Origin of the sequence: Vibrio sp. CDRSL-10 TSBA (assembly GCA_039696685.1) — a bacterium.
Classification (GTDB): Bacteria; Pseudomonadota; Gammaproteobacteria; order Enterobacterales; family Vibrionaceae; genus Vibrio.
The window spans coordinates 619,858-642,918 of sequence record CP155565.1; the positions used below are offsets into that span (position 1 = coordinate 619,858).

26 protein-coding genes and 6 pseudogenes are annotated in these 23,061 nt (G+C 48.0%); 7 read left to right on the forward strand and 25 right to left on the reverse strand.

What is annotated here, in order from left to right; genetic code table 11:
• The first annotated feature begins 325 nt into the window (after positions 1–325).
• Positions 326–1,874, forward strand: a pseudogene (glpD, locus tag ABDK09_02970) (glycerol-3-phosphate dehydrogenase).
• Positions 1,875–2,094: 220 nt separating this feature from the next.
• On the opposite strand, the gene ABDK09_02975 reads toward glpD, so the two are convergent.
• Complete coding sequence (locus tag ABDK09_02975; GenBank protein XAW88330.1) at positions 2,095–2,556, reverse strand: HPP family protein; 462 nt, start codon at positions 2,554–2,556, stop codon at positions 2,095–2,097.
• Positions 2,557–2,740: 184 nt separating this feature from the next.
• Here ABDK09_02975 and ABDK09_02980 point away from each other — a divergent pair, with 184 nt between their 5' ends.
• Entirely contained in the window at positions 2,741–3,304 is a 564-nt protein-coding gene (locus ABDK09_02980) for a TetR/AcrR family transcriptional regulator (GenBank protein XAW88331.1), read from the forward strand.
• Positions 3,305–3,355: 51 nt separating this feature from the next.
• Here the strand turns inward: ABDK09_02980 and ABDK09_02985 are convergent.
• The 9 genes and pseudogenes from ABDK09_02985 to ABDK09_03025 form a co-directional block, all read right to left on the reverse strand.
• Positions 3,356–3,896: pseudogene (locus ABDK09_02985) on the reverse strand (cysteine hydrolase family protein).
• Positions 3,897–3,988: 92 nt separating this feature from the next.
• Positions 3,989–4,573, reverse strand: a complete 585-nt coding sequence (locus tag ABDK09_02990; GenBank protein XAW88332.1) for a DJ-1/PfpI family protein — start codon at positions 4,571–4,573, stop codon at positions 3,989–3,991.
• 13 nt (positions 4,574–4,586) lie between these two features.
• A complete protein-coding gene (locus ABDK09_02995) occupies positions 4,587–5,054 on the reverse strand; it encodes an OsmC family protein (GenBank protein ID XAW88333.1) in 468 nt (155 codons plus the stop codon).
• Between the two features lie 13 nt (positions 5,055–5,067).
• Positions 5,068–5,698: pseudogene (locus ABDK09_03000) on the reverse strand (LysE family translocator).
• 144 nt (positions 5,699–5,842) lie between these two features.
• Complete coding sequence (locus ABDK09_03005) at positions 5,843–6,247, reverse strand: NUDIX domain-containing protein (GenBank protein ID XAW88334.1); 405 nt, start codon at positions 6,245–6,247, stop codon at positions 5,843–5,845.
• Positions 6,248–6,340: 93 nt separating this feature from the next.
• Positions 6,341–6,715, reverse strand: coding sequence for a hypothetical protein (locus tag ABDK09_03010; GenBank protein XAW88335.1), 375 nt, complete (start codon positions 6,713–6,715; stop codon positions 6,341–6,343).
• Between the two features lie 159 nt (positions 6,716–6,874).
• Positions 6,875–7,252 (reverse strand): STAS/SEC14 domain-containing protein, encoded by a 378-nt coding sequence (locus ABDK09_03015; protein ID XAW88336.1) that lies wholly within the window; start codon positions 7,250–7,252, stop codon positions 6,875–6,877.
• Between the two features lie 29 nt (positions 7,253–7,281).
• Positions 7,282–7,765 (reverse strand): annotated as a pseudogene (locus ABDK09_03020) (YbaK/EbsC family protein).
• Positions 7,766–7,938: 173 nt separating this feature from the next.
• Complete coding sequence (locus ABDK09_03025) at positions 7,939–8,346, reverse strand: VOC family protein (GenBank protein ID XAW88337.1); 408 nt, start codon at positions 8,344–8,346, stop codon at positions 7,939–7,941.
• Positions 8,347–8,627: 281 nt separating this feature from the next.
• On the opposite strand from ABDK09_03025, the gene ABDK09_03030 reads away from it, so the two are divergent.
• Positions 8,628–9,314 (forward strand): tRNA (adenine(22)-N(1))-methyltransferase TrmK, encoded by a 687-nt coding sequence (locus tag ABDK09_03030; GenBank protein XAW88338.1) that lies wholly within the window; start codon positions 8,628–8,630, stop codon positions 9,312–9,314.
• A 30-nt stretch (positions 9,315–9,344) separates the two neighbouring features.
• Here ABDK09_03030 and ABDK09_03035 read toward each other — a convergent pair whose 3' ends face one another.
• From ABDK09_03035 to ABDK09_03060, 6 genes are all read right to left on the reverse strand, one after another.
• A complete protein-coding gene (locus ABDK09_03035) occupies positions 9,345–9,806 on the reverse strand; it encodes a GNAT family N-acetyltransferase (GenBank protein ID XAW88339.1) in 462 nt (153 codons plus the stop codon).
• A gap of 216 nt (positions 9,807–10,022) precedes the next feature.
• Complete coding sequence (locus ABDK09_03040) at positions 10,023–10,565, reverse strand: hydrolase (protein ID XAW88340.1); 543 nt, start codon at positions 10,563–10,565, stop codon at positions 10,023–10,025.
• 53 nt (positions 10,566–10,618) lie between these two features.
• Positions 10,619–10,807, reverse strand: a complete 189-nt coding sequence (locus ABDK09_03045; protein ID XAW88442.1) for an HAD hydrolase-like protein — start codon at positions 10,805–10,807, stop codon at positions 10,619–10,621.
• Entirely contained in the window at positions 10,755–11,096 is a 342-nt protein-coding gene (locus ABDK09_03050) for a hypothetical protein (protein ID XAW88503.1), read from the reverse strand. The genes ABDK09_03045 and ABDK09_03050 overlap by 53 nt, the downstream gene beginning before the upstream one ends.
• Before the next feature lie 104 nt (positions 11,097–11,200).
• Complete coding sequence (locus ABDK09_03055) at positions 11,201–11,737, reverse strand: DUF924 family protein (protein XAW88341.1); 537 nt, start codon at positions 11,735–11,737, stop codon at positions 11,201–11,203.
• Positions 11,738–11,798: 61 nt separating this feature from the next.
• Positions 11,799–12,242 (reverse strand): GNAT family protein, encoded by a 444-nt coding sequence (locus ABDK09_03060; GenBank protein XAW88443.1) that lies wholly within the window; start codon positions 12,240–12,242, stop codon positions 11,799–11,801.
• Positions 12,243–12,834: 592 nt separating this feature from the next.
• Here ABDK09_03060 and ABDK09_03065 point away from each other — a divergent pair.
• Positions 12,835–13,308 (forward strand): peroxiredoxin, encoded by a 474-nt coding sequence (locus tag ABDK09_03065; GenBank protein ID XAW88342.1) that lies wholly within the window; start codon positions 12,835–12,837, stop codon positions 13,306–13,308.
• A 103-nt stretch (positions 13,309–13,411) separates the two neighbouring features.
• Here ABDK09_03065 and ABDK09_03070 read toward each other — a convergent pair.
• Together ABDK09_03070 and ABDK09_03075 are read right to left on the reverse strand one after the other, a co-directional pair.
• Positions 13,412–13,808, reverse strand: a pseudogene (locus ABDK09_03070) (GFA family protein).
• Positions 13,809–13,837: 29 nt separating this feature from the next.
• Positions 13,838–14,251 carry a GFA family protein gene (locus ABDK09_03075; protein XAW88343.1) on the reverse strand — a complete coding sequence of 138 codons (414 nt, stop codon included), beginning with the start codon at positions 14,249–14,251 and terminating at the stop codon, positions 13,838–13,840.
• A gap of 237 nt (positions 14,252–14,488) precedes the next feature.
• Here ABDK09_03075 and ABDK09_03080 point away from each other — a divergent pair, with 237 nt between their 5' ends.
• Positions 14,489–14,671: a hypothetical protein gene (locus ABDK09_03080; protein ID XAW88344.1), complete on the forward strand. Its 183-nt coding sequence runs from the start codon at positions 14,489–14,491 to the stop codon at positions 14,669–14,671.
• Between the two features lie 491 nt (positions 14,672–15,162).
• Here the strand turns inward: ABDK09_03080 and ABDK09_03085 are convergent, their stop codons facing one another.
• The 7 genes and pseudogenes from ABDK09_03085 to thrS all read right to left on the reverse strand — a co-directional run bounded on the left by ABDK09_03085 (position 15,163) and on the right by thrS (position 19,855).
• A complete protein-coding gene (locus ABDK09_03085; protein XAW88345.1) occupies positions 15,163–15,336 on the reverse strand; it encodes a hypothetical protein in 174 nt (57 codons plus the stop codon).
• Positions 15,337–15,516: 180 nt separating this feature from the next.
• The gene (locus ABDK09_03090; GenBank protein XAW88346.1) at positions 15,517–16,254 is read right to left on the reverse strand and encodes a 2'-5' RNA ligase family protein; all 738 of its coding nucleotides are present in this window, start codon (positions 16,252–16,254) and stop codon (positions 15,517–15,519) included.
• A 75-nt stretch (positions 16,255–16,329) separates the two neighbouring features.
• Positions 16,330–16,554, reverse strand: a complete 225-nt coding sequence (locus ABDK09_03095; GenBank protein XAW88347.1) for a VF530 family protein — start codon at positions 16,552–16,554, stop codon at positions 16,330–16,332.
• Positions 16,555–16,668: 114 nt separating this feature from the next.
• Positions 16,669–17,022, reverse strand: a complete 354-nt coding sequence (rplT, locus tag ABDK09_03100) for a 50S ribosomal protein L20 (protein ID XAW88348.1) — start codon at positions 17,020–17,022, stop codon at positions 16,669–16,671.
• Between the two features lie 41 nt (positions 17,023–17,063).
• A complete protein-coding gene (rpmI, locus tag ABDK09_03105; GenBank protein ID XAW88349.1) occupies positions 17,064–17,258 on the reverse strand; it encodes a 50S ribosomal protein L35 in 195 nt (64 codons plus the stop codon).
• 112 nt (positions 17,259–17,370) lie between these two features.
• On the reverse strand, positions 17,371–17,922 hold the full coding sequence (infC, locus tag ABDK09_03110; GenBank protein ID XAW88444.1) for a translation initiation factor IF-3: 552 nt from the start codon (positions 17,920–17,922) through the stop codon (positions 17,371–17,373).
• A 3-nt stretch (positions 17,923–17,925) separates the two neighbouring features.
• Positions 17,926–19,855: pseudogene (gene thrS / locus ABDK09_03115) on the reverse strand (threonine--tRNA ligase).
• A gap of 492 nt (positions 19,856–20,347) precedes the next feature.
• Here thrS and ABDK09_03120 point away from each other — a divergent pair.
• On the forward strand, positions 20,348–21,187 hold the full coding sequence (locus ABDK09_03120; GenBank protein ID XAW88350.1) for a hypothetical protein: 840 nt from the start codon (positions 20,348–20,350) through the stop codon (positions 21,185–21,187).
• Complete coding sequence (locus ABDK09_03125; GenBank protein ID XAW88351.1) at positions 21,171–22,694, forward strand: bifunctional diguanylate cyclase/phosphodiesterase; 1,524 nt, start codon at positions 21,171–21,173, stop codon at positions 22,692–22,694. Before ABDK09_03120 ends, ABDK09_03125 begins: the two co-directional genes overlap by 17 nt.
• The last annotated feature ends 367 nt before the right edge of the window (positions 22,695–23,061 follow it).

Genomic DNA, 23,061 nt, shown 5'->3' on the forward strand with positions numbered 1-23,061 from the left:
ATCGTTCCAAGCCCGCCACTGAGCGGGCTTTTTCATTTCAATCCGTTCTTTTTCAAAGAAGCGCTATCATTTTCAAAGAAGCCCCGTCTTTTTTCAAAGCAACGCTATCTTTTCATTGTATCGAAATTTAACGCCAGCCCTGTGAAACTGACGCTGCTAAGCTTACGAAATTTTGATTCTCAGCTCTCAAAAGTACATCTCTTTGTTCGATCCAGATCAAAACTCTTTATTGTCAGGCTAGTATTCATTACAGAGCATGCTTTGCTAGCGATAAAGGTTAAAAAGTCATCGCAGTCGTCACGTAACGTACATGGAGAGCACATTGATGGAACCTATCCCGGGCTCAGCTCCTCAATCCCATAATAAGGTCCTCGATCTCATCGTAGTCGGAGGCGGTATTAATGGTGCAGGTATCGCTGCCGACGCTGCGGGGCGCGGACTGAAAGTGGGTCTTTACGATGCGCAGGATTTTGCTGGCGCAACGTCATCAGCCAGTTCAAAACTGATTCACGGCGGTCTGCGTTATCTTGAACAGTATGAGTTTAGCTTAGTGAGTGAAGCCCTTACCGAGCGTGAAATTCTTTTAAAAAAAGCACCGCATCTCATTAAAGCGATGCGCCTGCGCTTACCTTACCGGCCCTCTCTCCGCCCTTCCTGGTTACTCCGTGCCGGGCTGTTTTTATACGACAGCCTCAGCCGCCGCAGCTCTCTGCCAGGCAGCCATAAAGTGCGTTTACCGGCAGGTACGGTGACCAAACCGGAACTCACAACCGGATTTGAATATTCCGACTGCTGGGCGGACGATGCGCGTCTGGTACTGGCCAATGTCATGCAAGCCAAAGAAATGGGCAGTGAAGTGATCAACTATTGCCGGGTCGTCAGTGCAAAACGTAACGGCACCATATGGGAAGTTGAACTGTTTGATGAACGTCATCAGCGTTCATTTAACCGTGAGTGCCGGGTCTTGGTAAATGCTACTGGCCCTTGGGTACGCTGCTTTTTTCATGATCACCTGCATCTCAGCTCCCCTTATGGTATCCGACTGGTAAAAGGGTCGCATATTATTGTGCCCAAGATTCACTCTGAACCCTACGCCTACGTGCTGCAAAATCACGATAAACGACTGGTTGTCGTAGTCCCATATCTCGACAAGTATTCGATGATTGGCACGACTGACGTCGAATACCAGGGCGATCCGCGTCAGGTCAAGATCTCCGACGATGAGAAACAGTACCTCATCGACGTTGTGAACCAGCACTTTGTTAAAAACATCTGTAAAAACGATATCATTCATGAATTCAGCGGTGTTCGTCCCCTGCTGGATGATGAGGCTGTCACACCGCAACGCGTCACCCGTGACTACACCCTGGCATTGGATAACAAGAAACCACCAGGCCCCGCTCTTATCTGTTTTTGGTGGCAAGCTGACCACTTACCGTAAACTGGCTGAAATCGCGATGCATCAGCTTCAACCGTGTTTCCCGCACATGAAGCCGGACTGGACCAGCCAGGCACCATTACCGGGCGGAGAAGAGTTCAATTTCCATCGCTTGCTGAGAGAATGCAAACAACGCTATCCGTTTATCGGTGAGAGTTTACTGGAACGTTGGCTTAACTGTTACGGCAGCCGTATCCGCACTTTACTGGCCGGAGTCTGTCAGCCGGAAGATCTCGGTCAGGCTTTCAGCCCGTCTCTGTATCAGATAGAAGTCGATTATCTCGCTGAGCATGAATGGGTGTTCAGTGCACAAGATCTTTTCTGGCGCCGAACCAAGCTCGGTTTAGATCATGATGAACAAACCATTGAGCTGGTTGAACGTTACCTGAAAAAGCGTCGTCATCGGTTAAGAACCAATCTCAAGGCAGTCAGTTAAATTTGGCTCTGAAAGCGTCAAACCTTTAAGGCTTTAAGCGTTTTCATCTGATTTCAGAACAAAAGACCTCACTGTTGAAGCAAACAATCACTGTTAAAACAAACATTCATTGTTGAAACAAGCAAGCAGCGAGGTCTTTAGCTTTGTAGGGCGATACCAATTCAGCCAATCAGGTTTGCGTGGCTATCGTAGTACTTTCGCATGGCTGCAAGTTACTGCCTTAGGCTTTACTCGCCGCCAGAGTACGGTTTTGACACACTTTGGCCAGCTTACCGCACAACACAATAATCACAGCGCCCAGCAGCACAGGAGTCACCAGGAATGACCAGCTTTGACCTGTCAGCATGATCAACAGCGGATTCGCTCCGGCAGGCGGATGCGTGGTTTTGGTCACCAGCATCGCAGAGATAGCCAGCCCGGTTGCACACGCCAGACTCCAGGGTTCAACCGGCACAAAATGCACAAACACTAAGCCAATCGTTGCCGTGATCAGGTGGCCGATAATAACGTTTTTCGGTTGAGCTAACGGACTGTCCGGCACCCCGAATACCAACACTGCGGTTGCACCAAAGGGTGCCATGAGCCACAGACCATGACCACTCCATGCATCTGCATAGGATAAAACTCCAATCGCGAATGTTGCCGCGATACCTGCCAATAACGCTGATTTTATATGATTCATTGTTGCTTCCTTTAGGTAGACCACTCTGTCTACCCGCAAGAGTAGACAAAGTGGTCTACCTATGTCAAGATGCTTTTGTCCACAAAATTGGTGGTGATATCCCAAACAAGTTGGAGTTACAGCGAACAGCGCTGCAGCTTCAAGTAAAAAGGGGATAAATCAGGATACTAAAAGGAAGTCTCTGATGAATGATAAACGAGAGCTGTTAATTGAAACCGCACTAACCCTGTTTTACCGCCACGGGATCCGCGCGGTAGGTATCAATGAAGTTCTCAAACAGTCCGGTATCGCCAAAAAGACGCTTTATCATCATTTCGCCGGTAAAGAAGAACTGATCGCTGCCGCACTGGAGCACCGTGACACGCTGTTTTATGGCTGGTTAAGCGCAGAAATGGCCCAGTACTCTCCGGGGCTGCCTGCCATCAAAGGGCTATTCGCTGCACTGGATCGTTGGTTGCATGGCGATGTTGAGCAGCTGAGTCCGTTCCGGGGCTGCTTTTTTATCAATACTGCCGTGGAATATGGGCAGGAAGCTGAAGGGCTAAGAGAAACGTGCCAGCAGCATAAACAGAAGGTTCGCACCCTGATTCAATCTTGCCTCACAGAAAAACAGCAAGCGCAGCCGGGGCTGCTCGATACCTTGTGTCTGTTGAAAGAAGGCGCGATCGTGACTGCTCAGGTCAATAACGACAGTAACGCCGCCCGTGCCTGTCTGCCGTTATTAGAAAGTCTGCTTGGTGAAGCCTGAACCTTGTATCATTAGCAAAGGACAGGCCTGAACAAGCGGTTAAACCCGGCCTCAGTGACAGATTTCATAGGTGGTCATCGCTTTGATCGGTACCCGAAAGCTGGAGATATGAGACAAAACATAAGAGTGGTGATGGCGAATCAGCTCTGCCGATGCATGCGGTTTATCGTGAGTGGTATGAGCATCGGTGGCCACAATGATCGAGTAACCCAAAGCTGCCGCACGTCTGGCACTGGTATCCACACAAAAATCAGAAGCGTAACCACACACAATCAACTCATCCACATCCTGCTCTTCGAGCAGAGCCCGCAGATCGGTATGGTGAAATGAATCCGGGGTCGTTTTGCGCACAAACAGATCGCCGTCTTCGGTATGGATATCATGCTGGAGTTGCCAGCCTTCACTGTCATACTTCAACTGGGCATACTCCGGCTCTTCGTGCTGAACAAAGATAACCGGGTAACCTTTCACCCTGGCCCAGGAAACTCAATGTATTGATATTGCGTACCACCTCTTTCGCGGCATACGGCTTGGGCTCCTGCTCAAACAGAGACTCCTGAACATCAATAATCAATAGCGCTTTGTTTTTCATTTTCCACCCCCTGTCACGGGCATCACCCTCGCCTTCGTGTTGGCAAGTAATACAAACTTCCATCTCAAGCATAAGCTACGCAGAGGATTTCTTCACGGCTGAGTTTTATTCCAGTCATACTCCATCTGGTGTGCCGTTTGCTCTGCCAGCGCCAGAGATGCCAGTTTGGATACCAGATACAAACTCATATCAATGCCGGCAGATATGCCCGCTGACGTGGTAATCCGTTCATCAGCAGCAACCCAGCGGCATTTTTGCTTCACATCCAGTTGCGGAAACCTCGCTTTAAGATCAGCGATATCTTCCCAATGGGTGGTGACCAAATGGTCAGTCAGAACTCCCGCCTGAGCGAGCAAAAAGGCTCCGGTACACACAGAGGCAACCTGACTGGCCTGTGCAGATACGCATCGAATCCAGTCGATCACTGCCGGCTTTTCCAGTTCAAAAGTGTGCACGCCACCGACCACGATCAATAAATCAATCGGCGGATGATCCGCAAAACTGTAATGAGGGTTAACCAAAAAGTTGCCGCGCGCTTTGACCAACACGTCATCCTGCGCCACAAAAAAGATATTCCAGTCATTCCCGGCTAAACGTTTAGCCGTGCTGAAAACTTCAAACGGGCCGGAGAAGTCCAATACTTCGGCCTCATCATAGATGTAGATACCAATATTCATTCTGACAGCCTGCTTAAAGGATAATTTCGGTGGTCACTTCCGTTTTGACCGAGTTGGCAATAAAACAGTTCTCGTGAGACTGATGGTGCATTTTTTCCAGCATAGCGATACTGGGTTGTGATTGACCGGAAAAGACAATTTTGGGCCTCAGCACCACTTTGGTCAGTGCTTCCCGACCCTGCTCGTTTTTTTCCAGTGTCCCGACTGCATTATCCTGATACAACTCAACCACAAAGCGCTTTTTTGCCGCAATCGACAAAAAAACCAACATATGGCAACTGGATAGCGCGGCAATCATCGCTTCTTCCGGGTCAACGTTAGCGGCAACCGAATAAGGCAGCGGCACTACATCCGGTGACGCGGAAGCGCCGACTTTGGCACCACCGTCGAACTGCCATTCATGACCGCGACTGTATTTATTATCACTAAAAATTTCATCAGCTTGACGCTGCCACGTAACCGTAGCGGTGTGTTGAGACATGAATACTCCAAAATCAGGTTCTAGATACGCTGGTCAGCCAAGCCCCGGCGCCAATAAATACTCCGCCGGTCAGGCGATTAAACAGTCGAGCCCGCCCCTTGGCCAAAATCCAGGTCGAAGACTTTGCACCCAGATAAGCGTAAAAACAGAGCCACGACAGCTCCATGATCATAAAGGTCGAAGCAAAAATCAGATATTGAGAAAGCAGAGGAGCCTGTGGCTGAATAAATTGCGGAAACAAAGCGGTAAAAAACAGGATTGCCTTAGGATTGCTGGCTCCCACCACCAATCCGGACAAATAATGAGCGCCAAACCCCGCAGAAGACACCGACTGACCCGATGCCATCTGATAGTCATCTTGCTTCGATGTCAGTGCTTTAAAGCCTAGATAAGCGAGATACCCGGCTCCACACCATTTCACCAGATTAAAAATCAGCTCCGAAGAGGCAATTACCACCCCGAGGCCGGTAAATGACAAGGTCATGATACAAGTAATAGCACTGAGGCTGCCTAAAGCGGTCATAAAGGCTTTACGCCAACCTGAGGTGACACCTTTGGTCATGCACAGCAAAGAAACTCGGTCCGGGCGAAGCCGTCAAAACCAATACCGCCAACGCATAAATCAACCAGGTTTCAATAGACATAGTGAACACTCCTTGATCACTTGAGATCATCCTTCCAGAACCGATAACGTCTGCAAGGATTCACTGAAAGAACGATGATATGCAACCTTTCCATAGTCGCACTCTGTTCACCATATACGCATTCCGGTGAAATGTTAATTAAATTCAGGCCGATAAAATGCCGGTTTGAAATAGACGCTGATATTCTGCCAGAGCCAGTTTGTCTGCGCGGGTATCGACCCAATCCGGATTGATCGGGCGCCAGAATACCTCTTCCGCTTCATGACAGCCGATTTCGCCCTGCCAGGCAGGAACCACATAGTAGTGCAGCAATTGCAGTTCATTGGTGGGATGGTAAAGGGAACAGAGATAGACAAACTCCGTTGGCGTTATCGCCAACTCCTCCATTAACTCGCGCAACAGTGCCTCTTGCTGAGATTCACCGGCTTCAATATGCCCGCCGGGTATCGCCACCAGATTGGGGTCGCAACTTTTTTCAGCCGAGCGCTTTTCCAGCAGTACCTGATTGTCTTTCACGACCAGAAAAGAGACGCATTGATACACTTCCATGCCTGTTTCCGTCCAATAATCATTAAAGAATTCACATTTCTGGCTCACGCCATTCCGGGTTGAAAACGAGTCCATCCAAACAAAACCAAGACGTCAGTTTGACCACTGACCACGTTCATCAACCACCAGTTTAGCGTTGTATTTAACGCGCAGCACGCCGCTATCAAAAACCTGATATTCGTAATCATCATTCTGAAAGTGATATCCCAGAAAACGGCACGGAGTTTTCTTGTCGCCACACAGCAGATGCATTGTCTCGCCCTTTAACTCAATCTCTTCACCACTGAGTTTAGAACGCCCGTGATAAGTGACATCGTCACAAGTAACCTGGCCTTCACCGCAATGGGGCGTAATGGTTACCACATAATTGGTTGTGGTCAGTATGCCCGCCCATGCTGGCGATAAAGCTGACATGACAAATCCAGCCAATGCCAGCCCACGTTTACTTAGCGTGTATTTCTCTTTCATATCTGCTACCAATCGCTTGATTACTCCGCCAACTCATGACCAACTAAGCCTTATTACCAATTCAGCGTCTCACTAATTAAGTTATTTACCAGTGAAGCCTCTGCACCGTTAAAGCGACTTTGCCCATGAAACATACGCCTTGTTCGTCTAACCCTGTGGCTATTTCAGCCAATCCAGCGCTTGCTGATAATCATCAAAAAATTGCACTTCACCCGACATAAACCACCCGGCCAGTTTCGCTGCTTTTTCCTGCCAGCCGGGTCTGCCGTACAGCGCAATCTTATCAAAATCAGCGCCATGATTAAGGCCTAACTTGAAATCATCCCAGGCAGCTCTCAGCTCCCAGCCATCCAGCTCAGTGGCATCGAGCATGACTCTGACTTTCGGTTCATTAACCTTAATCAGCGCTGCTTCCAGCATCGGGGTCATTGCCTGGTAATCACGGTGTGTTAATGTTCCGAACGCTTTGATGGTAACGAAGAACTCATCATCCACTCGATCCAGCCCAATTGAAATACCATGTCTTTGAGCATTCATAACACCCTCCCGCCGTGAAAAAATCAGCATTATTTGGCCAGCTCCACCCAGGTTTCCCTGAGTTAACAGCTCTAAGTCTTTAGAGTGTAGTTCAAACAATGAATTAGGCGTGCCCGCTGCAGCCCAGATGGCTTCATAAGATTGCAGGGAAGGATCCAGAATCGTGGTCACTTTGGCGTGGTGGGCAACAGGAGGTACACCACCGATGGCATAGCCGACCTTTTCTCGCACGAAATCGGCATCCGCTTTACCCAGTTTGATACCGGTCGCCTGTTCTACTTTTTTCGTGCACACCATATTGGCGCCTGAAGCGACAATCAGAACCGGATCTCCGGTTTGCTTGTCTTTAAAAATAAGAGATTTGGCGATCTGGCCAATTGAACAGCCGACCGCTTGCGCAGCCTCGGCGGCGGTACGCGTGGAAGCCGGCATTTGTTTCACCACAAACTGCTGCCCGTGCTGAGAAAGAAAATCCTGTACTCGCTGTGACGAGGCCTTTAACTCGATACTCATAACCCTTTCCTTGTTGATATGAACCTACACAACATAACGCGGGAATAAGTCGCGGGCAAGCCGTCAACCATGTTAGTTTTTCGTAAAGCGATAAAACGCTTTGTTCCTGATATCAGGAACTTGGCCAAGAGGTCGTTTCAGTCTATGACGGACAAAGCATGACGGCCATCATGCTAAGATTCAGGAGCCCAGGGCTTGAGCTCCACCACATTGCCTTCGGGATCGTGCAGATAAATCGAACGTCCGTAACCCTGAGCACCATACCGTTTGGCAAAATCAGAATGCTGCACGCCATGGTTGTCTAAATACGCCACCAGCTCTTTTTCATTACGCGGTGTAATCTGCAGACAGAAATGGTCCATATTGCGTCCGTCTTGTTGCGGTGGTTTACCGCCCTCTTTTCCTAGTGGGCTGTCGACCGTCACAATATCAATTAACGCGTTGCCGGCGCGCAGTTGAGTCAGCCCTTCAGGCAACTCACGCTCAACCGGACAACCAAGTACATCCCGATAAAACTTCAGCATCTGCTCCAGCTGCGTGGTTCGTACCACGACATGATCAAGCCCTTGTATCTCTATCATGGACAATTCTCCGTTCCGTTCTCAGTTATTTTACGTATACAGCGTTATTTTAAGTATACGGAATGTTTTACGTATACCTGCCCCACACGTAGCTTGTTGCAATCAAGCATCAAGTCAAAGTGAACCTGAAATCGTTCAAAAAAAAGCAAGCAACAGATTAAGTAAAGCAGAGAAAATTGATTCGCCAAACCGGCCGAAATCACTACAATGTCAGCGCACCAAAGCAAGCTCCGCTTTTCGACCATTTATACACTGCTGATAAAACTAACTAGTCACTTCCGATGAAATTAAGTAAACGTCTCAAACTACTGGAAAACCAGGTACGCCAACACTACGACCATATCTGGGATTGCTGCTGCGACCATGGTCTCCTCGGAGCAGCGCTGCTCGAGCGCCAGGCTGGCGGACAAATACACTTTGTTGATATCGTGCCGGACTTGATGACGTCATTACAGCAGCGCCTGAATAGTTATTTTGGCCAGGAGTGGCCTTGTCCATGGCAGACCTACTGTATGGACGTTGCGCGAATTCCGCTAGCCGACATGTGCGGCTCACACCTGGTCATCATTGCTGGTGTCGGCGGTGACCTGATGTCAGATTTGATTGCAGCCATCTGTAGCGCTAATCCAAACACGCCGCTGGAATTTCTGTTGTGTCCGGTTCACCACACGTATACGCTTAGAGAACAGCTGCGCCATCTTAAATGTCGCATCATTAAAGAAGAATTGATTGAAGACAACCGCCGCTTTTACGAAATATTGCACCTGACGACAAACCATCAGTACAGCAGTCAACCTCTGGTCAGTCTGACCGGGGACAGTTTATGGCGCACTGAATGTGAATCCAGTCGACAGCTTGCCCGCCGTTACCAACAAAAATTACTGGCCCATTATGGGCGCATGCAACAAAGCAATCCGCAAAAAGTCGCGCCTATTTTAACTGCCTATCAATCGGTTGTGATTGCATAGGCAATCTTAGCCAGCTGCCCTGTTTTTGACTCACTGCGCTAATACCAGGGTCATAAACTTGCTGTTGGGATCCGGTTGGTAATCGCCAAAAGGTTCACAATCAACAAAGCCATATTTGGCGTACAAACAATGCGCTGCGCTAAAGTACTCTTGAGTGCCGGTTTCCAGGCTAAGCTGTTTAAAGCCTCTGGATTTCGCCTCGGTGATAAGATGATGGAGAAGCTTGGTCGCGACCCCTTTGTTACGCGCAGCGCCGGCAGTACGCATCGATTTAATTTCGCCATGCTCAGGGCTTAATGATTTGAGAGCCACGCAACCGAGCACACTATCGCCTTCAGCCGCTGACCAGAAAGTAATTGAAGGGTGTTGTAACGCTTCGACATCCAATGCATGGACACTTTCCGCCGGTGAGGTTGCATGCATATCGGCTAAATGCTCTTCCAGCAAGCCAATGATGCCCGCTCCTTGTAAATCATCGATTTTTATTTCCACTTTAACTTCCTTACAACTCTGGCTACAGGTTCGTATTCCTGCCCGGTAATCGGCGCCTCACAGCAATTAGTCTATTCTGGCAATTAGTCTATTTTGGCAATTAGTCTATTTTGGCAATTGGTCGTCTATTCAGGCGGCCGTGTCTGATATTAACGCAGGCGGCCTGATATTAATGTCGGTTGCTACATGATTAAAGTGTGCTGCAAACAGAACCTGTTATTTGATCAGTTGTAGAATGGGCTTAAAGCTTTCGCTGCGGCAATCTTTCACCAGCTCGTACAAACACATTTCCACCGACGTTTTATGCGCACCAAGCGCGCACATCTTTTCGATACCTAACTGACGATTAGCCTGACTGCGTGAAGAGATACAATCTTGCACCACTTCTACCTGATAGCCGCTTTGCAGTAAACCGGCCACTGTCTGATACACACAGATATGGCTCTCGATGCCGCACACCAGCCAATATGATACCCCAGCCTGCATAATCGCTTCTGCAAACGGGGCTTCAGTGCCTGCACAAAAGTGGAATTTTTGAATCGGATGATGACCCGGTGCCAACAACTCACCAATTTCCGCAACGGTTGCGCCGAGTTTATCGGGATTCTGTTCCAGCCATATCACAGGCAGTCCCAGAATTTGCGCCCCTTTAATCAGTTTGGCTGTTGCGTCCAGTACCGCTTGGCTATCGTGGACCAATCGCGCCAACCTGCCTTGAACATCAACCACGATCAGACCGGTATTTTCTTTGACTAACATGATTTAGCTACCTAATGAAACATTCGTTCAGCACTGATTGCCTGATGGCTTGCTCACAAGTCTAAAATATCCGTAAGACAATGCACGACCGGTCCGGCATAAGTGCTGGTAAATGGCTGATGGCCCGGGTTGTACCAGATGGTCTGCAAACCGGCCTCTGCGGCGGGTAAAATATCATTTTCCAGCGTATCACCGACCATAGTGACCGCAGCAGGAACTGCGTTCAAATGCTCGATAATCATGTGGTAGAACAACGGCGTTTCCTTTCGAAACGCCGAGAGTCTGTTTACAGAAATAGCCCCGGATATAATCATCCAGACCAACACGTAAAAATGCATTTCGAACATCTGCTTCAACCGAGTTCTCTGCGTTGGTGGCGATATAGATCTCTGCGCGCTGGCTCAGACGGCGCAACGTTTCCAACGCGTGAGGCGTAGCTTCCACTTGTGGCCAGTCGCACATTTTTCCCGGCAGAGAGGGGTTATCAATCATCAGAGTGTCCCCCCAGTCAAACAGATAAATCCTACTCATCACTTTAACCTTGCTAGCTTGTTTACCCTTGTTCTCTTTTTACTCTATGTCCTTCACCTTGCAAGCCCGCCTCCTGGTAACCTAAACCAGTGAAGGCAGCCCGGCTAAAAGACATCACCACCCTGTTCAAGATACTCGATCTCTTCCGTGGTCGAAATCCGGCCAAGAATGGAGTTACGGTGCGGATAGCGACCGAAGCGGTCAATCACAACTTTATGTCTCACTTCAAAGTCCAGATTGCCTTGCTGACCAAGTTCAGAGTACAGATCGACCGCTGCAGCGTGTATCAGGCGCGATTCACTGTGCATAAACGGCATATAGAGAAAAACCTGCTCTTCCCTGGTGAGCTGCTTGTTGTAGCCTTTTTCTATCGCAAATTGAGACAATGCCAGAGCCAGCGGATCGTTAACGAAAGCCTCGCGGCGTCCGCGATAAATATTACGAGAAAACTGATCCAGAACGATCACCTCGGCCAACGCGCCCTGTGGACACTGCCGCCAATGAAACAACTCACCTTTCACTGCCTGCTCATGTAGCGGTAAAAAACGGTCACGAATTTGATCGTCCAATGCTGTGTCTTTCTGCCACCACATTTCCGGCGTGATCTCATTAAACCAGAATGTCAGAACACTTTGATACATATCTAACTCCTTTAGTCAGAACTGAAAGTATAGAACGTGTACAACTGTTCGCATTCACATGCTAATCACGTCTGTTAAGAGGAAAATTAAGAATCATAATCTGCTGTGGCCCTGCATCACCACCCAGATAAAGTTCACCTGTGTCACGAAATCCACCCAGCTCGTAACATCTTTTCGCCGCGGGATTTTTGCAGTTTACCGTCAGATATATGGTGTCGTACTGCGGATAGTGCGCCGGTAAATAAATCGAGAGTAGTTGTACGGCCTGCTTGCCAAATCCCTGGCCCTGAAACGGTTCCGACACAAAGAATGCACGTAGCCCCAGGCTGCCTGGCGCAGCAAACGGATACTGAGCACTATAGGTGGTATCTATCAGGAAGAAACCCACCACAGTGTCATTGAACAACATGACATGAGGATGAATGAAGTTATCAATGTTCACCATGATATCTTCGATACAACCTACAAACTTGATCTGCTCGGGTGCTACTTGCAATTCGGCCACCTCCGCGAGGTGTTTCGGTTGCATCGGATGAAGGTTTAACACGCCTGATTACCGCCTACTTAACGTATGTTTATATAAACACTGTAGCTTAAACAATCAGTTAACATAACCCCACGCCCCCATCAATGCGTTGAGCTGCGGGGTCACTTCACATAAATAACATTCTTTTCCAATCTGATTGACGGCGGCCAAAACCGCATCAGAGTTCATTGCAGGACAGGTAAAATCGCGCCGAGATAAGAACCTGAAAGTGCCTGATAGCGCAATGAGTATCCAAGCCGCACCAGATATAGAAGCCTGTGTCAGGTATAGAAGCCCGCGTCAGGTATAAAAAATCAATGCTCTCATTAACCAGACCTTAGCCGCAGTTGATTGCAGCCGTTTCCGGACCTTGGACTGAACGGTTCCCCACGCGTAATCGAATACCCGTAGAGATTCTCTGTTTTTAGTTCAGTGAATTAGGGCTAGACTGTGGTTATGCCCGACCAAGCGGGTCTTAGAGGCGGTTGAACTTTCGGGCTTGTACAGAGTCCGAATCATTATCCCGAAAATTCAACCGCTTTTATAATGTCCAATAAACTAAGGAATCATCATGATTGAACAAGGACAAAACCTTCCTGAAGCCACTCTGAGCGAGCTGACTAAAGACGGAATGGTGAATCACGACGTCAAAGAACTGTTTGCCGGTAAAAAAGTTGTGCTGTTTGCAGTACCAGGTGCCTTCACTCCGACCTGCTCTGAATCTCACCTGCCTGGTTACGTAGTACTGGCTGACAAACTGAAAGAAAAAGGCGTTGATTTGATCGCTTGTGTTGCAGTTAACGATGCGTTCGTTATGCAAGCATGGGGCGAGGCGCAGAATGCATCTGAACTACTGATGCTGGCTGATGGCGATGCAAGCTTTACTAAAGCTCTGGGCCTGGAAATGGATACTGGCGCATTCGGCGGTGTTCGTTCACAGCGTTACGCGATGATTGTTGAAAACGGTGTAGTGACGACTCTGAATGTTGAGCCACCTAAATCGTTTGAAGTCAGCAAAGCAGAAACTATTCTTGCAGCGTTGTAATTACGCTAAATGATGACAAAACACCAGGTCAGTGACCTGGTGTTTTTTTATTGCTTTCATTGCTTATGCGCTATGACCACCTGCATCGCCAAGCAAGGATCTTTTATTGATCCGCTGGGTGATGAACCCCGTCATATGTCTTGACGTGGCCCAGTTCAAACGGGTTAACGCCTTCCAGACACGCCACGTTGTAGCCATACTGAGTCGGATTGGATCGGCGCCGGTGATGCGTATAAATACCGCACACAGAACAGAAGAAGTGCTGAGCAGTGCGCGTACCAAACTGATACAGACGCAACGCTTCCTGCCCCTTGACGATGCGCAGGTTTCTCCAACGGGACTGACGCGACAATCGCACCGCGGCGCCGGCACATTGAACAATCACAGCGACGTGGATCCTCTATTCCGCGGGGTAAAGTCAACTCCAGCTCAATGGTACCGCAATGGCAGCTTGCCGTGTGTTTCTCCCGGATCTGAGTTTCGCCAACTTGCTTAATCATCTGAAATTTCAGGCTCCATCATCAGAAACTCAAGACTGCTTATCAAAAACCGCTACGCCTGACGGCAAAGTCAGCCAGCTCATTTTCTCACTTACCCACACATGTGCAGTTGGTTCGAATAAACGATCATCTTCAAGATCAACCGGGCGTAACTTGAGCTTGATGACCTCCGGCTGAGCCGGATTGAGGTGATAAATGCGATTGCTGCAGCGGACGCAGGAGAAACCTAAATTATGATTACCACTTTCGGCAATTCGACCCCATTCCGTCATTTCACCATTAAATTCAATATCTTTTGCCGCAACAAGGGCCGTAATACTGTACGGTGCGGTCGATAATTTCTGGCACTCTTTACAGTGACAAGCCATGACTTTCATCGGTGCTGCGTGTAACTGATAAGTAACCTGACCACATTGGCAGGAGGCGTGAATCGGAAACTGCATAATCTTCTATTCCTTTGAGATGCACCTGGCGAAGCACGTCATGTGATGCCTGAGTGAAGGGTAACGTAAAATTGAAGCACGTTATCATGGCGCAAAAGTTCCAATCCAACGACGGCTAATCGGTAAAAATAATGTTTCATTTTTAACAGATGCACAACCAACAAAAACGCAATATTGTAAAAGCAAGCCCGCAAAGTGTGAGGCTCAGCATAAAAATAACGATTCAGAGGAAGTTTTATGAAAATATTGATTCAATATACACAGACTGGTATGTACAAAGACGATGCATGGGAAACACCAGCGTTACATCTTAAAGGCCAGCTGCATGCGGTTTCTCCTTCATACGCCGCACAGTTAATTCAACGTAACCAGGCAAGCCTGTATACCGATGAAAACAAAAACGTGGTGATCAGCGCATAGTACAGAATAGTGCCCGACCTCCCCTTCCCGGTACCTGTTTCGGCTCAGTGTAGCAACGACGCTCAACCGTTTAACGCTGCACTCCAATCAGCCTGCAGATATCCACAAAGCACTGAGGTTCCATTAAAATCTCAGATAATGAAGACTTTCCAGGCAATATCAGCGTGCAGAAGTACCGCCCAGTAGCTGATATTGCCTTATTTACCTCGCCACTATTTTAACGCGCTCCTTCACCTCAACATTCTTTACTCCACGTCACCGCGAAACTATTTCGACACTCAACCCGCTTCAGCACTAAACCATTTCAGTACTAAGCCATTTCAGCACTAAGTAAGGTATAGCCGATAGTATTCACATCGATGTGATCCCAAACGACAGATAGCAAAACGCACCACCATGATGGCAGTGCGTGACAGGTATTTACTTTAAAAGACCCACAGCAGAAACCAGAAAATGACTGGCGTCTGGTGCGTCGTTTCCGGCAGTCCGGATTAGCAGTTGCCTTTTTTAGCCTGACCCGGAGGACAGAATTGGCCGTGACCATCATGATGTCTGCCATCTGAGCCGACTCTAACATCGACATCGTCTACCCGGCCTTCAACTCGAGTCAGCTGACAACCAAAAAGTGTAAAAGATACCATTGCGATCAGTAGATAGTTTTTCATTTCAAACTCTATTTGTTGTTATGGGTTTAATAGATGAATCTTAGTACTGTATACGCGGCAGTGAGCAGAATTGTTCTTTTTATGAAAAGAAATGGTGTTAATTATGAAAACAATAACTAAACAGAGTTTGTGATCACAATGGCTCATGTGATAACGGCATCGAGCCGCACGCTGCAACGATTAATAATCCAGCCTGGATTCACAATCCGTCCTAGAATACGAAGGCTGACTGTCCAAACAATACCTGGACAAATGATGAGTCTCTGCGAGAGTCTGATACCAGTTGTTAAATACTAAATCGCACTGATTCAACATCACTGAGCCAAACGGGTAGCTGCGATACTCAGCACACAGCGCCTGCAACTGCTGCGGATTCTGTAAAGGCTGACGAAATCGCATCGCCGTCAGATGAGCAGTAACCAGCTTATAGCGGGCATCAATGCTGGTTTGAAGACCGGAAGCCTGCAGACCGTCCCTTAATCTTTGGCGCAGAATGTCTAACTCATTACCAACCGGGTAACCTTGAATGACGATGCATGAAGGCGATGCCGTCACGCCGCGCAGTTCTAGCTGAATCGGATCGAGGCCGCGCAAAGCGCGATGAAACACTTCTATGTAGGCTTGCGGGTTTATGTCGCTGAGCTGAAAACCTTGCAGGCAAGAGATAACCGACAGCAAGGTAACATGCAGTTCATCAGTCGGATAATAGTATTGTTGTGGCTCGTGGTGACTAATGTGATCAAGAAACTGACCGACCCGAGCCGCAACATCCGGGCTGTTGTCCGCTAAATAAGCCAGAGCGGTGATACCACGCCGCGTGTCCGGCAGACCATTCAGATAAGGGTCGCATTGATACGAATTGCTGCTCAAAGCGTCAGTAAACTGCTGCCACATCTGTTCGTATATATCGTTAACCACTCTATTCTCCCTAGTTTCACGGCCTGCTTACTTTTATCGACTTACCTTTACCTGCTTACCTTTAGCAGCTGACCTTTAAGAACAGCAAAAGGTATCGATATATAAGGCTTCAACTTTATCACGCGCCCACTGAGTTTTACGTAAAAACTTCAGTGATGACTTGATGGATGGTGAGTTGTAAAAGCAGTTGATATTGACTTGTTCATACAGCTCCGGCCAACCGTAATGTTCGACCAGTTGTACTAAAATTTTTTCCAGAGTTAACCCGTGCAGAGGGTTATTCGGTTGAGCTTCACTCATGAGATATTTTCCGGCTAAAGGCAGGTATTCGTACATTATTGACGACGAATCAGGGATCAGCAGATATAAAAAAGGAGAGCATAAGCTCTCCTTCTCTTAAACCTGAACTGCTAATTACAGAGCAGCTTTCGCTTTTTCTACAAGAACAGCAAATGCTGCTTTGTCGAATACTGCGATGTCAGCAAGAATCTTACGGTCGATCTCGATAGATGCTTTCTTAAGACCGTTGATGAAACGGCTGTAAGATAGACCATTTTGACGAGAAGCCGCGTTGATACGTGCAATCCACAGTTGACGGAATTGACGTTTCTTGTTGCGACGGTCACGGTAAGCGTATTGACCAGCTTTAGTAACTGCTTGGAAAGCTACGCGGTAAACACGTGAACGTGCACCGTAGTAACCTTTAGCTTGTTTCAGAACTTTCTTATGACGTGCACGAGCTTGTACACCACGTTTTACGCGAGGCATTATGTCTCTCCTAAACTAAACGATAAATAAACTAAAAAGAATTAAGCGTATGGCAGCATACGGATTACTGCAGCCACTTCACATTTAGGAAGGATTGCATTTGGACGTAGCTGACGCTTGTTCTTAGTAGTACGCTTAGTCAGGATGTGACGTTTAGTAGCGTGCTTGTACTTAATACCACCAGCAGTTTTCTTGAAACGCTTAGCAGCACCTTTGTTGGTTTTCATCTTAGGCATGATGAATAACTCCGCATTGTAGTAGTTTAATAAACAACGTAATCAGGGCGAATAAAACCCTACCGTCTTACCCTTACGGGGACGGCCAGGTCAATTACTTGTAAGCCGTTAATTACTTCTTCTTAGGGGCTAGCACCATGATCATCTGACGACCTTCAATACGCGACGGGAAAGATTCCACAACAGCAATTTCTGCCGTGTCTTCTTTTAGTCGGTTCAGAACGTCAACACCGATGTCTTGGTGTGCCATCTCTCGGCCACGGAAGCGAATAGTTACTTTCACTTTGTTGCCTTCTTCAAGGAAACCAGTCAGGTTGCGTAGTTTTACCTGATAGTCTCCAATATCAGTCCCAGGACGGAATTTAACTTCCTTAATCTGGATCTGCTTTTGCTTCTTCTTCTGCTCTTTCTGAGCTTTACTCTTTTCGAAGAGGAACTTGCCATAGTCCATCACACGACAGACTGGTGGCTCGGCGTTAGGGCTGATCTCTACAAGATCCATACCAGCTTCTTCGGCCGCTGCTAGTGCTTCTTGGATCGAAACGATACCAACAGATTCACCGTCAGCGCCTGTTAAACGTACTTCACGAACGCCACGAATTTCACCGTTTAAACGGTGCTGGTTTTGTTTGGCCGGTACTTGGCCACGTCTTCCGCCTTTAATAGTTTATTCCTCCAGATTTAACTTACGGCTAGCAATCTCGGTCTGGATATAAGATACGAAGTCATCCAGTTTAAACTTACCAAGATCTTTACCTTTACGAGTACGTACTGCAATTTCACCGGCTTCCATTTCTTGGTCACCACAAACTAACATGTACGGTACACGCTTCAGAGTGTGTTCGCGAATTTTAAAGCCAATCTTCTCATTTCTCAAGTCCGCTTTTGCGCGAATGCCACATTTTTGTAGCTTTTGGGCCACTTCTTGAGCGTAATCAGATTGTTTGTCGGTAATATTCACAACAACAGCCTGTTCTGGTGCCAGCCAGGTCGGGAAGAAACCTGCGTATTCTTCGATAAGAATACCAATGAAGCGTTCCAGAGAGCCCAAAATAGCTCGGTGAATCATAACCGGAACCAAACGCTCATTGTTTTCGCCGACGTAAGTCGCGCCCAATCGAGTTGGCAGGTTGAAATCGAGCTGCACAGTACCACATTGCCACGCACGGTCAAGACAATCATACAAAGTAAATTCAATCTTAGGTCCGTAGAACGCGCCTTCACCCTCTTGAATCTCGTAAGCAATGTCCATTGCTTCCAGAGAATGTTTCAGTGCTTCTTCAGATTTATCCCAGATTTCATCGCTACCCACGCGCTTTTCAGGGCGAGTAGACAGTTTTACTGCGATGTTTTCAAAACCAAAAGTGGTGTATGTATCGTAAACCATCTTGATGCACGACGTCACTTCCTGCTGAATCTGATCTTCAGTACAGAAAATGTGCGCGTCATCCTGAGTAAAGCCACGCACACGCATAATGCCGTGCAGTGAACCCGATGGCTCGTTACGGTGACATGAACCGAATTCCGCCATACGCAGCGGCAGGTCACGGTACGATTTCAGACCTTGGTTAAAGATCTGTACGTGGCCAGGACAGTTCATTGGCTTAATTGCGTAGTCACGGTTCTCTGAATGGGTAGTAAACATCGCCTCTGCGTATTTATCCCAGTGACCTGAACGTTCCCACAGAAACGCGGTCCATCATCAGAGGGCCTTTCACTTCCTGATAATCGTACTCAGTCAGTTTTTGACGAACGAAAACTTCCAGGTCACGGAAAATAGACCAGCCATTGTGGTGCCAGAACACCATACCCGGTGCTTCTTGCTGCATGTGGAACAGGTCAAGTTGCTTACCGATCTTACGGTGGTCACGTTTAGCCGCTTCTTCCAGACGAGTCAGGTGCGCTTTCAGCGCCTTCTTGTCATGGAAAGCCGTACCGTAGATACGTTGCAGCATCTTGTTGTTGCTGTCGCCGCGCCAGTAAGCACCAGCGATGTTCAGCAGCTTGAAGTTCTGACAGAAACCCATGTTCGGTACGTGAGGACCGCGACACATGTCGATGTATTCTTCATGGTGGTAAAGACCAGGACGGTCATCACGAGCTACGTTTTGGTCCAGGATTTCCATCTTGTATGGTTCCTGACGCGCTTCAAACGTATCACGCGCTTCCTGCCAGCTGACTTTCTTTTTCACAACCTGATATTTGGTCTTTGCCAGTTCCAGCATGCGAGCTTCGATCTTTTCCAGATCTTCCTGAGACAGAGATTCTTCCAGGTCGATATCGTAGTAAAAACCGCTGTCGATGGTTGGACCAATCGCCATTTTTGCTTGTGGGTACAGCTGCTTCAGCGCATGGCCAAGCAGGTGAGCACAAGAGTGACGAACAATTTCCAGACCGTCTACTTCATCTTTGGTGGTGATGATTTCAAGGCTCGCATCGTTTTCGATCAGATCGCACGCATCAACACGTACGCCATCTACACGGCCGGCAATGGTCGCTTTCGCCAGACCAGGACCAATAGATTGGGCAACTTCAAAAGTAGAAACCGGGTTGTCAAATTGACGCTGACTGCCGTCAGGAAGAGTAATAATAGGCATGATATATCCCTACAGTGGTGTTGCATACCAAGCAACACTTGTTTGAATTTTGTGCTTTAAAATCAATAAATAATAAATCCAAGCACGCGAACTTTAAAACTTTGAGTACACATTTTGGCACAAATACGGATGCACCAGCCTGAGCACGAAAAAAGCATTCTAACTAATACAGATGAAATCTCAATGATATTCTGCGGTTAAGCACCAATTTCATCCTATTGTCATCTGTCATTCGGGCCTGGATGGCCCCCTGCTATTCAGGTAAAGCTGAGCACCAACATCCACTGTCAGCGTACCCATTATGCAATCCGTATCAAATTCTGAACAATAACCTGATATAGGGTTAACCGAGTTGACTTTAAAACAAACTACACTAAAGTTCGAACCTTCAAAATATGACAGGTAGACCCTACGTTCATGCTCGGACTCTTCGCTCTTCAGGTAACACTTTTTTCGCTGTTTCCACTTTATTTTCTTACTCAGCAAGGGCCATTGCGCCGAGTTTCGTTTTACATCTATATTTCTCTGGTTCTGCTGATCGGCGGTTTTTTCGGTAATGTCTACTCATTGTCCCTGGCGCCGGGAATAGAAGTCTCCGGTGGCAGTCTGTGTTATGGCGCGCTGATGATGACGTCGGTGTTATTTGTTTTAATTGAGAAAGATCTCCTTATCCTGCGCCATCTGATTCGCCTGGTCATCGTGGTCGACGTGTTTAAAGTGTCGTTTTCCATGCTGGCGGAAAAAAGCCTGCTCAGCGATGGCATTATCAATCCGCATAATATTTCGCCCGACCTGTTCGCCGTTTCAACGCCTTTTATCATTCTGGGCGGAGTGCTGATCATCAGTGAGCTGTTTGTGCTGCTGTTTGCTTTTGAGCAACTCAAGCGGCTTAATCTCAGTCATGTGACCACCACCCTGCTCTATATCGCGCTGTTTATTGGGGTACTGGCGGCTGATGGCATCTTATTCCCGCTGATCGCGTTTGGTTACAACGACCATATCGTTTCTGTCATCGTTGGTAACCTGGACGGTAAACTACTGACCGCCAGTGCATTCAGTATCCCAATCCTGCTGTTTGCCCTGTTTAAACGTCAGTCTTTTATCCACTATCTTGAGTCCGACAGCTTTCGCTGGAATCTGATGTTCAAAACCAGTGCTCAGTTAATGGAAGAAATGTCGGAGAAAGACCATGAACTGAAACAGGCGGCAACTGTATTCCATAATTCGAACGAAGGCTTAGCGATCGTCAGTGGCAGCGGCCAACTGCTGCAAGCGAATGAAGCATTCTGCCACATGGTTAGCATCCATAATCACAGTGCAGAAACTGGCTAAAATTTCCGCCGCCAGCCTGTTTTACGCGAACGAGCAACCTCTGCCCTTAAACGAGCTGTTATGGGACGACTGGCGGAGTGAAGTTATCTTCGGGCCGGAATGCCAGAATCAGGGCCTGCTTTCAGTCACTAAAGTGCATTCAAACCAGGCAACGATGGCCACCTATGTTTTTTCGCTGGTTAACATCGACGAGCAGAAGCGCATCCAGAATCAGTTGAATCATCTGGCGACCCATGACCAGTTGACTCAGTTGCCTAACCGCCGTGTGCTCGACACACAGTTGGCCGGGGTCGAAGGTTGTCCGGCAACTCTGGTTGTCATCGACCTGGACCATTTCAAGGATGTCAACGACAGTTACGGCCACACTGCCGGCGACAAAGTGCTGGTGCAGGTCGCCTATCGCCTGCTCGCTTCACTCAGCACAAACGCGCAGCTTGAATCGATTCTGCACCGTACAGGCGGCGATGAATTCGCGTTGTTGGTGAAAGACAACGACATCAATCAGATCCGGACCATCATTGCTGACATTCAGCAGCAGATGACGCGCGCCATCCTGATTGGCAATAATACCTCGGTATTCATTTCAGCCACCTTAGGTGTCAGTTTGCAGGCCAATGGGGAACATCGCGATATGTTCCAGGAAGCAGATGCCGCCATGTATGAAGCGAAGCGTAACCAGCGCGGTACTTACGCCATCTATGAAGACAGACTGACTCAGCAGAGCCAACGCAAGTTGCTGCTGAGTACCAAGCTTAAAGCCGCATTAGAGCAGCATCTGGTGCAGGTTTACTATCAGCCGCAATATAACACTACTCACCAGCAGTTGATTGGCGCAGAAGCGTTAGCACGCTGGCATGATGAAGATCTGGGCTGGATTTCCCCTGCCGAGTTTGTGCCAGTCGCAGAAGAGACCGGACTGATTGAGAAGCTGGGCGATTATGTATTGGAGCGAGCCTGCTCGGATGCTGCGCTGTGGCTGGCTGAGGGATATAGACTGGATAAGATGTCGGTGAATGTTTCAGCCCATCAGTTACGCTTTGGTCATTTTGCCGCTACCCTGCAGCGAGTTTTAGCCAGCTCCGGATTTCCGGCCGTTAAGCTTGAGCTGGAACTGACAGAATCAGCCTACATTGAGCGTAAAAACGATGCGCTTAATCTGCTTGCTCAAATTAAGACACTCGGTGTCAGTCTGGCCATCGATGACTTTGGGACTGGCTACTCATCGCTCTCTTATCTGTCAAAAATGCCGTGTGATACATTAAAAATTGATCGCAGCTTTGTCATGCATGTAACGGAGAACCAAGAGCAGGCCAATCTGACCTCAACCATCATCAAGATGGCGCACGACCTCTCTCTGGTCATTGTGGTAGAAGGTGTCGAGACAGCACAGCAGCTTCAGTTTTTTACTCAGCAAGGCTGCCAGCTTATTCAGGGCTATTTCTATTCACCACCTGTCGCAAAAGACAATTTCAGCGTTATGCTCAGCAAGCTTGACGCCGCGTCCTAAACCGACCGCTGGGCATTCAGAAGCGTTAAATATTAAGCAGACGTGAGTATTAAACAGACATGGCTATTAACCAGGCGTTGCTATTAAACAGACATAGTTATTAACCAGGCGTAGCTACTAAACAAAATTGGCTATTGGACAAACAGCAGTATCACTAAAGCACCCGATGCGTGCTGAAAAGATCAATCAAACCTGAATTAACGCGCCAGCCTTCACCAACCGGGTTGGCGTACTATCCTCTCGCAGCATCTGCCGCGCTGGCCTGCTGACTGAATCCTATCTGCATCTTGTCTGCATTACCTTATCTGCAACAGCCTATCAGTAGCAGACTACTCAGTAGCAACCTACCCATTAGCAACGATTGTCG